This is a genomic window from Ornithinimicrobium pekingense DSM 21552 (assembly GCF_000421185.1).
Classification (GTDB): Bacteria; Actinomycetota; Actinomycetes; order Actinomycetales; family Dermatophilaceae; genus Ornithinicoccus; species Ornithinicoccus pekingensis.
Genome location: NZ_ATWJ01000009.1, coordinates 268,300 through 280,679 on the forward strand (window position 1 = coordinate 268,300; position 12,380 = coordinate 280,679).

Sequence of the window (12,380 nt, forward strand, 5' to 3'; positions counted from 1 at the left end):
GTCGCCCGGGTGCAGATGCACTCACGGCCCACAGCCCAGTGAGGAGCCGTGGGCCGTGAGCGCAGCGATCACCGCGTTGCGATGGGTGCGCGGCGGACGTTCCCGAGGACGAGTGCTCCGAGGAGGGCAACCACCATGCCGATGACCGGCGGGATGAAGAAGCCCACCTCGTTGGCTGCCCAGGCCACGAGGCACGCCGCCGCGTACACCGCGACGTTGTCCCAGCGCACGCTGGCGACCGTCATCGAGACCCCGTCTCGCCACTCCGCACGTCGGGCAAGGTGGTCCCCCAGAATCACGCCGCCGAGCGGTGGGATGAGGATGCCCAACCACACCAGGTAGGTGATCAGGCTGTCGTAGATGCCAGTCACGGCGAGCAGCGTGCCGATGACGACGCCCGCCACGACGAAGGGCTTGCGCGTCCGCACGTCGAACAGCTCAGCACCGGCGACCCCGACGTTGTAGGCGGTGTTGTCGTTGGTGGTCCAGATGTTGGCCACCAGGAACAGCAGGCCCCAGACCACCAGCCCGAGGTTGAACAACACGACCACGAAGTCACCCTCGCCGAAGGCCAGCGCCCCGATCGCGCCCGAGAAGAGCATGAGCAGCTGGGCGCCGAGGAAGGCAGCGATGCAGGTCCAGAAGCCGGCTACCGGGGTGCGCGCGAAGCGTGTCCAGTTGGGTGCTTGCGTGCCTCCTGAGGCAAAGGTGCCCACGATCAGCGTGACCGCCATGGCCATGCCCATGGACGATTCCGGACGGATCTGCAGCATCCCGCCGAGCCCACCGACCTCGTCGAACGCACGCCACGCCACCCAGGCACCGAGAATCAGCATCAAGGGCAGTGCCACCAGCGAGAGCACGTACATGCCTCGGTAGCCGATGTAGGCCGTGATCCCCATCAGCAGACCTGAGCCCAACATCAGCCAGCGGACCGCGCCCTCGCTCTCCCAGCCCAGTGCCTGGCCGGTGAGCAGAGCCAGTGTTGCCACCGAGACTCCGTACCAGCCGATCTGTGTGCCACCGAGGAGGAGCGAGGACAGCTTCGCGCCACGGCGACCAAAGGTGTTCCGGGCCATCATGGCGGTCGTGAGGTTGGTGCTGGCGCCCAACCACCCGAGGGCGCTGACGTAGACACCCAGCACCAGGCTGCCGAGCAGCAGCACGCCCATAAGCGGGAGGAAGGCATAGCCTGCACCGATCTGCGCGCCGGCCAGCATGGTCGGGGTGAACATGGTGAACCCGACAAGGACCACGGCCAGGGAGAACGTGGACTTCCTGGCGTGACGGGGCACCGGGTCTACCGGGTAGTCGGGGTCGACCGCCCCCGGTTGCAGCTCCGCCACCTGCTCCTCACCCGTCGCGCGAGTCATGAACGCTCCTCCCCGATGTCCTCGGCCCACAGCTCCGGGCTCCGCTGGATGAAGTCGGTCATCAGCCCGACGCAGCTGGGGTCATCCACGACCGTCACCTCGATGCCGTGCTCTTCCAGCCAGTCGTGCCCGCCGTGGAAGGTGCTGGCCTCTCCCACGATGAGCCGAGAGATGGCGAACTGGCGCACGAGGCCGGAGCAGTACCAGCACGGGGACAGGGTCGTCACCATCGTCATCCCGCGGTAGTGCGGCTGCCGTCCGGCGTCGCGAAACGCTTCTGTCTCCGCGTGTGCGGAAGGATCACCCGCCTGAACCCGCCTGTTGTGTCCTCGGCCGATGATGCGGCCGTCGGCCGCCAGCAGAACTGCGCCGATCGGCACCCCGCCCTCCTGCTGACCCTGACGGGCCTCGTGCAGAGCCGCCTCGAGCCCAGCGCGGTCCGAGGGGCTGAGCTGCGCGCTCGGACTGTCGTCAACTACCGCGTGGTCGGTCATGAGTGAATACCTCCGTCGTCCGGCGTCCTCATCGACGCCCGTGTGGACGAGCGTCCCAGCACCGTCGGCGTCCGGCAACGGGCGGAATGTCTTGCCTGGACGGGTCCGACCCCGACAGGATGTCCGGTACCCCACCTTGTGTCAGGAGGCACACGAGTGCTCACTCTCGCCGAGTTCCTCAGCCACGAGAGCGTCTGCCGCGCGGACCCGCAGTTCCTGGGGCGGGACTACCACCTAGAGCGCCCAGTGCACTGGGTGCATTCGAGCGAGATCTACGAGATCGCGCCCCTCCTGTCCGGAGGTGAGGTCCTGCTCACCACCGGACTGGGGTTGGCGGGGGCGGACGCGGGGTCCCGACGGCACTGGGTGCGCGATGTCGCAGCGCGAGGCGTCGCAGCCGTGGCCCTCGAGCCTGGCCGCTCGCTCTCCGAGATGCCGCCGGAGATGATCGCAGAAGCACGGCGCGCCGACCTTCCGCTGGTGGTGCTTCGGCAGGTCGTGCCCTTCGCCGAGATCTGCAGGCAGGTCAACTCGGACCTGCTCTCCACGGAGCTGACCAGGCTCCGCCGCAGCGACTCGCTCGTGCAGCAGCTGCACGACGACGCAGCCGACGGAGCCGGGGTCGAAGAGGTGGTCGCCAGGATCGCGCGGACCGCCGGCCTACCCGTCGAGGTGTGCACGCTCTCGGGACAGGTGGTCGCCGCCTCGGCCACCCCAGGCGCACCAGGCCACCGCCCGGACGAGCGCCCGGCCACCGCGGTCGTCCGGACGGCAGGGTCACCATGGGGCCACGTCTTCGTCGGAGCGCGGGCCACACCGGACACCCAGTTCCTCGCCGATCGGATCGCGGCTGTGGTGGGCCTGGTCGTCGAACGCTCCGCCCTCGACGGCGTCAGTCCCGCCCGGCCTGGAGTGGCACTGCTCAACGACCTGATCGAGAGGGGGCCCTCGGCAGGTCCAGCACGCACCAACCTGCTGGCGCGGGCAGCGGTGTGCGGCTTTCACCCGACGCCGAGGCAGCGGGTCGTCGGGCTGGCCGGTGTCAGCGCCGACCCCAGACGCAGCGCGATGCTGCTCTCGCGCACGGAGGGCCTGGCAACGCACCTTGTCGAGGCCGTGCGCGGTCAGGTGGTGGGGCTCGTGGCTGTGAGCTCCGAAGGGGACGCTTCGGGCCGGATCGCGCAGCTCCTCGACGAGGCCGCGATCCGGTCGGGCACAGAGGTCGTCGTCGGCCCGCCCGTCGACCTGGCTACGGCTGCACGGACCCTGGCGCGGGCTCGGGCTGGCCTGTCGGTGGCTGCGGGGGTCGAGGGTGCCCGCACCTGGCGGGGTTCCACAGTCCCTCATCTGCTCACGCACGTCCCGACGGACCAGCTGGACACCTTCGTGGAGGACGCACTAGGACCGCTGCGCCGGTGGGACGAGGTGCACTCGGGGCACCTGCTGCGGACCCTGGCGACCTGGATCGAGCACGGACTCAACATCAGCTCCACGGCCGGGGCTCTCCACGTCCGGCGCCAGACCGTCCACGAACGGATGTCCCGGATCCACCGCCTGCTGGGGTACGACCCCACCGCCGGCTCAGAACTGAACCACCTCGTGACCGCGGTCGCGGCGGCCCAGCTTCGCGCGGCCGGTGACGGCCGCACCTGACCGGCGCGAGGTCACCGAGAGGAAGGCTCTCGGCTCAGCCTGCCCAGCCACCCGCGTTTCGGCATACCCCGGTCCGCGCTTAGGCTGATGGGGTGCATGCCCGCCGTGGCGGGCGCCGTTCCAACGCTAGGAGCAGCCTGTGACCATCGCACCGGAGGGCCGTCGCCTGCTGCGGGTCGAGGCCCGCAACGCCGAGACGCCCATCGAGCGCAAGCCCTCGTGGATCCGCACCACCGCCAAGATGGGGCCGGAGTACCAGGAGCTGCACTCCATGGTGCGCAAGGGCGGGCTGCACACGGTGTGCCAGGAGGCCGGCTGCCCCAACATCTTCGAGTGCTGGGAGGACCGCGAGGCCACCTTCCTCATCGGCGGAGACATCTGCACCCGCCGCTGCGACTTCTGCGACATCGCCACCGGCCGCCCCAACCCGCTGGACATGGAGGAGCCGCGCAAGGTCGCCGAGTCGATCCGGACGATGGACCTGCGCTACGCCACCATCACCGGTGTGGCCCGCGACGACCAGAAGGACGGCGCGGCCTGGCTCTACGCCGAGGTCATCCGCAAGGTGCACGAGCTCAACCCGAACACCGGCGTGGAGATCCTGCCGCCGGACTTCGGCGCGGTCCCCGAGCTGGTCCAGCAGGTCTTCGACGCCCGGCCCGAGGTCTTCGCGCACAACCTGGAGACCGTGCCGCGCATCTTCAAGAAGATCCGCCCGGCGTTCACCTACGACAAGTCGCTGCGGGTGCTGTCGATGGCTCGCGAGAACGAGCTGGTCACCAAATCCAACCTCATCCTGGGCATGGGCGAGGAGGAGCACGAGATCGAGCAGGCGATGCGCGACCTGCACGACGCCGGCTGCGACATCCTCACGATCACCCAGTACCTGCGCCCCTCCAAGCTGCACCACCCGATCGACCGGTGGGTCAAGCCCGAGGAGTTCGTGCACTGGTCCGAGCTGGCCGAGGAGATCGGCTTCAAGGGCGTCATGGCCGGCCCGCTGGTGCGCAGCTCCTACCGCGCCGGCAAGCTCTACGCCTCGGCCATGACCAAGTGGGGCCGGCCCATCCCGGAGAACCTGTCGCACCTGCGCGAGCAGTTCGAGGCCGCCGTGCCCGCCCGCCAGGAGGCCGCCTCGCTGGTCTCCAAGGGGCTCGTCGGCGACCCGCGCGGCGACCTGGGCACCGTCCGGCGCAGCGCCTGCTGAGCCTCCGGCACCCCGTATCCTGATCCCTATGTCCTCCAGCACCCCCGACGGCGGCGAGCCGACGAAGAAGGGCCTGTTCGGCCGCCGCGCCACCAAGGCCAAGGACCCCAAGAAGCCGGGTCGTATGGCGCAGGTCCGCCAGGTCTTCACGATGACCCGCAAGGCCGACCCGGCCGCGGTCTGGTGGATGATCCTCGCCGCGCTGGCCGTGCTGGTCGTCGCGGTGCTCGTCGGCATCTGGATCGACCAGGTCGTCTACACGCTGATCATCGGCCTGCCGCTGGCCATCCTGGCCGCGACGGTCGTGCTGGGCCGACGCGCCGAGAAGGCTGCCTTCGCCCAGATCGAGGGCCAGCCGGGCGCCACGTCCGCCGTGATGGGGCAGCTGAAGCGGGGATGGTTCTACGACCAGGAGCCCGTCGCGGCCGAGGCCGGTGGCCAGATGCGCGGCATGCGCGACCTGCACAACGCCGCGATGGTCTTCCGCGCCGTGGGCAAGCCCGGCGTCGTGCTCATCGCCGAGGGCCCCCGGGGTGCCGCCCAGCGCCTGGCGGCCGCCGAGCGCAAGCGCGTCAGCCGGGTCGTCGGCGACGAGGTGCCGGTGCACACGATCACCGTCGGCTCGGGCGAGAGCGACACCACCCTGCGCAAGGTCGTCCCCACCATCAAGAAGCTGCCCAAGAAGCTGTCCAACGACGAGGCCCTCGTCGTCCAGCAGCGGCTCAAGGCGCTCGGTGGCAAGAACCGCCCGCCGATCCCCGCCGGCATCGACCCGAGCCGTGCCCCGCGGATGAGCCGCAAGGCCCTGCGCGGCCGCTGAGGCGTGGAGCGGCCGCGGTCACCCCGACACCCGGCCGTCCGCGGCCGCCTGTGGTGACCTCGTGTCGCCCTGGCAGCACGTAGTCACCACGGTCTACTCGCCCTCCCCCACCCCGACGAGCCCGCTGCGGTAGGCCAACGCCGCCACCTGCACCCGGTCGCGCAGGTCCAGCTTGGTCAGCAGCCGTGAGACATAGGTCTTGACGGTCGCCTCGCTGAGGAACAGCGTCGCCCCGATCTCGGCGTTGGACAGGCCGCGCGCGACCAGCCGCGCCACCTCCAGCTCGCGCTCGGTGAGCTCGGCCAGCTCGGGCGGGGGCGCTCCCGGCAGCGGGCGGGCGGTGAACCGCTCCAGCAGCCGGGAGATCAACGCCGGGGCCAGCATCGACTCACCCCGGGCGACCACCCGCACCGCGTGCACCAGGTCCTCGGGCGAGACGTCCTTGAGCAGGAAGCCGGAGGCCCCGGCCCGGACCGCCTCGTAGACGTACTCGTCCAGGTCGAAGGTGGTCAGCACGAGCACCCGCGGCCGGGGCCCGGCGAGCTCCATGACGCGCCGGGTCGCCTCCACCCCGTCCAGCCGGGGCATCCGGATGTCCATGAGCACGACGTCGGGGCGGACCTCCCGCACGAGCTCCACCGCCTCGAGACCGTCACCGGCCTCCCCCAGCACCATGAGACCGGCGCGCTCGAGGATGAGCCGGAAGCCCATCCGCACCAGCTCCTGGTCGTCGACGACCACCACGGTCGTGGCGGCACCCGGCGAGGGCTGCGTCATACCCGCTCCAGCGGCAGCACCGCGCGCACGGTGAACCCGTGCTCCCCCGCGTCGGCCTCGACCCGCCCGCCGAAGAGGGCGACGCGCTCGCGCATCCCGACCAGCCCGTGCCCAGGCTCAGCCCCCGGCTGCCGCGCGGGTCCGGCGTCGGTGACCCTGATCTCCAGCGACTCGGGCGCGAACTGCATCGCCACCCGGGCGCTGGTCGCCCGGGAGTGGCGACGCACGTTGGTCAGGGCCTCCTGGACCACCCGGTATGCGGTGAGGTCGAGGCCCGCGGGCAGGGTGGGCGGCACACCGCTCACGTCGAGGTCGACCGACAGACCCACGCCACGGGCGGCCTCGACCAGGTCCGGCAGGGCGGCGATGCCCGGCTGCGGTGCGAGGTCGTGGCCCAGGCCGGGGTCCGGGTCACGCAGCATGCCCACGAGCCGGCGCATCTCGGCCAGGGCGCCTGACCCGGTCGTGCGGATGGTGGCCAGCGCCCGGCGGGCGAACTCCGGGTCGTCCTCGACCACCTGCTCCGCGGCGCCGGCCTGCACGACGATGACCCCGACGGAGTGGGCGACGATGTCGTGCAGCTCGCGGGCGATCCGGGCCCGCTCGTCGGAGATCGCGGCCAGCTCCCGCTCCCGAGCCGTCGTCTCCGCGACATGGGCCCGGACAGCCTCGGCCGCCGCCCGGTCGGCGGACACCCGCAGCCCGTGCCCGACCAGCCACACGAGGGTGAGCACGCCCCAGTGGAAGAGCAGCTCGTTGGGCGACTGCAGGAGGGGGACGAAGAGGTCCGCGAGGGCGATGAAGGCGATGGCCGCGCCGGTCCCCACCCGCCGGTAGGTGCCCGTCCCGTGCCGGGCGATGGTGAAGACCAGCACGAGCACCGGCACGAGCTGACCGAAGAAGAGCAGGTGCAGGCCCTGCCCGCCCTCGAACACCCCGAGCAGGGGCCAGACCAGCAGCCCCGCCAGCGCCACCCACGGCCGGGCCCGGCGCACGGCCAGGTGCGCGGCGAACCAGACCACCCCGACGGTGCTCACGAACGGTGAGCCGTCCCCGGACAGCGACTCGAAGGGCACCCACACCTCGAGCAGGCCGACCGCCGCGACCAGGCCGGCGACGGCCACGTCGACGGCCCACCCGCGCCTGCTCAGCGGCTCCACGAGCACAATCTAGGGCCCGGTGGCCCCGGCCGTCGTCATCCTGGGGTTGACCGGCCCCACCCCTCAGGGATGACACGGTCCGGAGCCGTCATCCTTGCGTCGCTGCACGCACGACCTCAGGCCGATCCGCGGCGTCCCCCGGGTGCCTAGCGTCGGGGCAGACGGACCGCAGGGGTCCGCCACCTGGCAGGGAGGACCACCATGAGCACCGCATCACTCACCCGCACGGCCGTCGCCGCGGCCCTGGTCGTCGGGGTCGCGCTGACCGTCGTCAGCGTGGCCACGATGCCTGACTTCTCCGGGGACCAGGCCGAGAGGCTGCAGGCGGTCGCCGCCAGTCCTCGGGCACCCCTGTCAGCGTGGACCTGGGTCCTGTCCCAGCCGCTGCTCGGGATCGGGGTCGTCGGTGTGGCCCATCTGGCCCGCCGGTCCGCACCCGTCCTGGCCACCCTCGCCGCGGTGGCCTTCGGGCTCGGGGTGCTGGGGCACGCCGTCTACGGGGGCATCAACCTCGCGATGCTGGCGATGGCCGAGGACCTCGGCGCGCTCGAGGCCCACGTCGCCGTGCTCGACCGCCTCGAGGGTGGCCTCATGCTGCCGTTCATGGCCGCCGGGCTGCTCGGGACCGTGCTCGGCGTCCTGCTGCTGGCAGCCACGACCTGGCGTGCCGGCCTCGGCCCGCGCTGGGTCGGCCCGGCCCTGGTGGTGTGGGTCGTCGTGGAGTTCGTCGGGTCCGGCCTGGTCGAGTGGGCCGGCGTCGCCTCGGGAGCGCTGCTCACCGTGGCGTTCGGAACGCTGGCGGCCACCGTCTGGCGCTCCTCGATCACCCACTGGCAGACGGCCGCCGAGACGACGGCGGCCGCCCCTGACGCCGTGACGGTCTGACTACCGCGGCCGGGCGAACCAGTCGCCCGTGACCGCCAGGTCGGACACGGCATACGCCTCGCGCAGCAGCTCGGCGCCGTCGGCCCCGGGGAGGACCTCCCCGTCGGAGCTGACCGCCGAGCCGCTGTGCGGACCGAGCAGCGTGCGGCCCATGACCGCACCGGCGTAGCGCTCGGCGGGGATCCCCAAGAGCTGGGCCAGCGTCGGCAGCACGTCGACCTGGCCCCCGGACGTGGAGATGCGACGCCCGTCCATCCCGGGGACGTGGACCAGGAAGGGCACCCTGTCCTCGTTGTCGTCCAGCCACAGCTCGTCCTCCGCGACGTAGCGGCTCGGGCCCTGGTGGTCGCCGACCACGACGATCGCCGACCGCTCCAGCAGACCCCGCTCCTCCAGCTCGCGGGCGAACTGCCCCAGCTGGGCGTCGGTGTAGTGCACGGTCTGCAGGTAGCGGCTGGTCGCGTCGTCGCCGGGCAGCTCCAGCCCCTGCAGAGGCTCCGGCAGGTGCCAGGGCGTGTGCGACGTGGTGGTGATCAGGTGCAGGAAGCGCGGCGCGGGCAGGCGGTCGATCTCGCGCAGCGCCTGGTCGAAGAGGTCCTCGTCCGCCAGGCCCATGCCCAGCTCGGTGCCGTGGGCGAAGTCCCGTTCGGCGACGTAGCGCTCGTAGCCCAGCCGCGGGAAGACCCGGTCGCGGTTCCAAAAGGTCCGGACGTCACCGTGCAGCGCCACGGGCCGGTAGCCCTCAGCCTGCAGCAGCCGGGGCAGGCTCGTGTAGCCGGCGTTGTCCGGGAAGCGCATGAAAGCCGCCCCGGAGCGCAGCGGGTAGACACCCGCGAGCATGAGCAGCTCGGCGTCGGAGCTGGTGCCGTCGCGGACCTGCTCGACGACGTGGTCGAAGACCAGGCTCTCCTCCATCCAGCCGTTGAGCGTCGGCGTGACCTCCTGACCGAACGGCTCGGCCTCGAGCACCACCTCCTCCAGCGACTCGAACTGCACGAGGTAGACGTCGCGGCCCTCCAGCAGGCCGACCAGGTCGGCGTGCTCAGGCGCGACCTCGCGCTGGTATGCGGCGTTGCCGGCGAGCCAGTCGCCCACCCGCTCCCGCTCGGCCGGCGTCAGCGCGCGGTTGATGTCGACCAGCTCGTCGTAGGCCTCGTGGGCATGGGCGCCGAGCGGGGACAGGGCCACGACCCGCAGCCCGGGGTCGGAGCTCTGGGCGAGCACCTGCACGGCGAAGGCCAGGGCCGCACCGCCGGCCACCAGTGCCGCCGTGCGCGGACGCACCCTGCGGTGCTGCTTCCGCGGGTGGCTGCGCCGCCACCGCGCGGAGGCCGCCAGCGCCCCCAGGGCGAGCAGGTCCGCGAAGAGCACCACGTCATACCAGCGGACCATGGCCAGCACCGAGGACCCGAGGCCCTCGAAGCTGCCGGCCGCGGCGACCATGTGCAGGCTGAGCAGGCGGCCCGACGCGCGGGCGTTGAGCAGGTCGGCGACCAGCAGCAGCGTGACGAGCACGTCGGCACTCACGAGGTATGCGGTGCGCGACCGCCCGTGCAGGAGCAGCGCGGGGCTGACCAGCAGGGCGATCAGCGGCAGCGCGCTGAGGGCGACCAGCGCCGCCCACCGGTCCATCTCGAGGACCGCCGCCGCCACGAGGACGGACTTGGCCGCCAGCGCGGCCGTGACCAGAAGGAGCACCGGGGTCTGTCCGCTGCCTCAGCGGGCCCGGACGACGACCGTGCGGGCGGCCTTGTCGTGCAGACCGCGGCCGTCGGCATCCATGATGATGGCGGGGACGAAGAGGACGATGAGCGCGGCCCGGGCCACGGACCGCAGCGGCGGCGGTGGAGCCGCCTGCTCCAGCGCGTCGACCGACACGACCCGGATGCCCAGGAGGCGGTGCCCGATGGTCGTCCCGAGGGTGGTGACGAGCAGGACGTTCATGGCGAGCAGGATGCCGAGCGGCAGGAAGGCGTAGGCGCCCTCCACCTCGCCCCACGGCATACCCAGCCCGACGGCGATGAGCAGGCACAGCGCCCAGTCGACGCAGAAGGCGGCGGTGCGGCGCAGGAGCGGCGCCACCGACCCCCCACCGGCCGGGGGCAGACCGAGGGACTGTCCCTGGTAGGTGGGTGCGCTCACGCCACCCAGGGTATCGATCGGTGAAACACTTCTGAAACATCGGGTTGACCGAGCCGAAACCGCTGCCCGGTAACCTCGTGCGGGACCGAGACGGGTCCATCTAGGAGGCACCATGTTCAGCAACGCGGAGGAGGTCCTCGCCTTCATCAAGGACGAGGACGTGAAGTTCATCGACATCAGGTTCTGCGACCTGCCAGGGGTCATGCAGCACTTCAACGTGCCGGCGGCGTCGTTCGACGAGGACGCCTTCAACACCGGGCAGATGTTCGACGGCTCCTCGATCCGGGGTTTCAAGTCGATCCACGAGTCCGACATGAAGCTCATCCCGGACCCGCAGACGGCCTACCTCGACCCGTACCGGACCGAGAAGACGCTGATCATGAACTTCTCGATCGTCGACCCCTTCACCGACGAGCCCTACGAGCGCGACCCGCGGCAGATCGCGCGCAAGGCCGAGGAGCACCTGCGCTCCACCGGCATCGCCGACACCGCCTACTTCGGCGCCGAGGCCGAGTTCTACGTCTTCGACGACATCCGCTTCGCCTCCCAGCCCCAGGGCAGCTACTACTACATCGACTCCATCGAGGCGGCCTGGAACACCGGGCGCGCCGAGGAGGGCGGCAACCGGGGCTACAAGACCCGCTTCAAAGGTGGCTACTTCCCCGTCCCGCCGGTCGACCACTTCGCCGACCTGCGCGACCGGATGTGCCTGGACCTGGCGCACGTCGGCATCGACGTCGAGCGCTCCCACCACGAGGTGGGCACCGCGGGCCAGCAGGAGATCAACTACCGCTTCAACACGCTGCTGCACTCCGGCGACGACATGATGAAGTTCAAGTACGTCATCAAGAACACCGCCTGGGCCGCCGGCAAGACCGCCACCTTCATGCCCAAGCCCCTCTTCGGCGACAACGGCTCCGGGATGCACACCCACCAGAGCCTGTGGAAGGACGGCGAGCCGCTCTTCTACGACGAGAACGGCTACGGCGGCCTGTCCGACATCGCGCGCTGGTACATCGGTGGCCTGCTGGCGCACGGCCCGTCGCTGCTGGCGTTCACCAACCCGTCGATGAACTCCTACCACCGTCTGGTCCCCGGTTTCGAGGCGCCGATCAACCTGGTCTACTCCGCGCGCAACCGCTCCGCCTGCGTGCGCATCCCGATCACCGGCTCCTCGGCGAAGGCCAAGCGCATCGAGTACCGCGTGCCGGACCCCTCGGCCAACCCCTACCTGGCCTTCTCCGCGCAGCTGATGGCCGGCCTGGACGGCATCCGGAACCGCATCGAGCCGCCGGAGCCGGTGGACAAGGACCTCTACGAGCTGCCGCCGGAGGAGCTGCACGACATCGCGCAGCTGCCGACGTCGCTGCCAGAGGTGCTGGACGCCCTCGAGGACGACCACGCCTACCTCACCGAGGGTGACGTGTTCACCGAGGACCTGCTGGAGGCGTGGGTCGACTACAAGCGCGTCAACGAGGTGCAGCCGATCCGCCTGCGCCCGCACCCGCACGAGTTCGAGATGTACTTCGACATCTGACGAAGCGCGTCAGCGGGTGGGACGGGTGAGGAACGAACCCGCCCCACCCGCAGCGCGAGGAAGGTGTCGCGACGGGTTCGACATCTGACGAAGCGCGTCAGCGGGTGGGACGGGTGAGGAACGAACCCGCCCCACCCGCAGCGCGAGGAAGGTGTCGCGACGGGTTCGACATCTGACGAAGCGCGCCAGCGGCGCAGGGTGGAGCGGACCACCCTCCGCCGCTCGCGTCCACCACCTGGTGCGCAGGGGGCAGCACGTGACGGACGTGGCGGACGAGCGAGCGGTGACAGGAGCTCAGCGCTACGGTTGATCTCGGCCCGGCAGTCCTTCTT

At 71.1% G+C, this 12,380-nt stretch carries 11 protein-coding genes; 5 read left to right on the forward strand and 6 right to left on the reverse strand.

Translation table 11 applies throughout. The features are described 5' to 3' along the window. Window positions 1-68 precede the first annotated feature (68 nt). Window positions 69-1,373 carry a cytosine permease gene (codB, locus tag K330_RS0108755; protein ID WP_022921457.1) on the reverse strand — a complete coding sequence of 435 codons (1,305 nt, stop codon included), beginning with the start codon at window positions 1,371-1,373 and terminating at the stop codon, window positions 69-71. Next, window positions 1,370-1,867, reverse strand: a complete 498-nt coding sequence (locus K330_RS20215) for a nucleoside deaminase (RefSeq protein WP_022921458.1) — start codon at window positions 1,865-1,867, stop codon at window positions 1,370-1,372. Before K330_RS20215 ends, codB begins: the two co-directional genes overlap by 4 nt. Before the next feature lie 156 nt (window positions 1,868-2,023). On the opposite strand from K330_RS20215, the gene K330_RS0108765 reads away from it, so the two are divergent. The 3 genes from K330_RS0108765 (at window position 2,024) to K330_RS0108775 (ending at window position 5,547) form a co-directional block, all read left to right on the forward strand. Further along, on the forward strand, window positions 2,024-3,520 hold the full coding sequence (locus K330_RS0108765) for a PucR family transcriptional regulator (RefSeq protein ID WP_022921459.1): 1,497 nt from the start codon (window positions 2,024-2,026) through the stop codon (window positions 3,518-3,520). A 139-nt stretch (window positions 3,521-3,659) separates the two neighbouring features. Then, window positions 3,660-4,727: a lipoyl synthase gene (gene lipA / locus K330_RS20220; RefSeq protein ID WP_022921460.1), complete on the forward strand. Its 1,068-nt coding sequence runs from the start codon at window positions 3,660-3,662 to the stop codon at window positions 4,725-4,727. Window positions 4,728-4,755: 28 nt separating this feature from the next. Further along, a complete protein-coding gene (locus K330_RS0108775) occupies window positions 4,756-5,547 on the forward strand; it encodes a DUF4191 domain-containing protein (protein WP_022921461.1) in 792 nt (263 codons plus the stop codon). Window positions 5,548-5,640: 93 nt separating this feature from the next. Here the strand turns inward: K330_RS0108775 and K330_RS0108780 are convergent, their stop codons facing one another. Then, a complete protein-coding gene (locus K330_RS0108780) occupies window positions 5,641-6,324 on the reverse strand; it encodes a response regulator transcription factor (RefSeq protein WP_022921462.1) in 684 nt (227 codons plus the stop codon). Beyond that, window positions 6,321-7,484, reverse strand: a complete 1,164-nt coding sequence (locus K330_RS0108785; protein ID WP_169448527.1) for a sensor histidine kinase — start codon at window positions 7,482-7,484, stop codon at window positions 6,321-6,323. Before K330_RS0108785 ends, K330_RS0108780 begins: the two co-directional genes overlap by 4 nt. Before the next feature lie 201 nt (window positions 7,485-7,685). Between K330_RS0108785 and K330_RS0108790 the strand changes: the two genes are divergently transcribed. Further along, complete coding sequence (locus tag K330_RS0108790; RefSeq protein WP_022921464.1) at window positions 7,686-8,369, forward strand: hypothetical protein; 684 nt, start codon at window positions 7,686-7,688, stop codon at window positions 8,367-8,369. Here K330_RS0108790 and K330_RS0108795 read toward each other — a convergent pair whose 3' ends face one another. Together K330_RS0108795 and K330_RS0108800 are read right to left on the reverse strand one after the other, a co-directional pair. Continuing rightward, a complete protein-coding gene (locus K330_RS0108795; RefSeq protein WP_022921465.1) occupies window positions 8,370-10,067 on the reverse strand; it encodes an LTA synthase family protein in 1,698 nt (565 codons plus the stop codon). It lies immediately after the preceding gene. A gap of 18 nt (window positions 10,068-10,085) precedes the next feature. Next, window positions 10,086-10,511 carry an RDD family protein gene (locus K330_RS0108800; protein WP_022921466.1) on the reverse strand — a complete coding sequence of 142 codons (426 nt, stop codon included), beginning with the start codon at window positions 10,509-10,511 and terminating at the stop codon, window positions 10,086-10,088. A 112-nt stretch (window positions 10,512-10,623) separates the two neighbouring features. On the opposite strand from K330_RS0108800, the gene glnA reads away from it, so the two are divergent. After that, window positions 10,624-12,048, forward strand: coding sequence for a type I glutamate--ammonia ligase (gene glnA / locus K330_RS0108805; RefSeq protein WP_022921467.1), 1,425 nt, complete (start codon window positions 10,624-10,626; stop codon window positions 12,046-12,048). Window positions 12,049-12,380 lie beyond the last annotated feature (332 nt).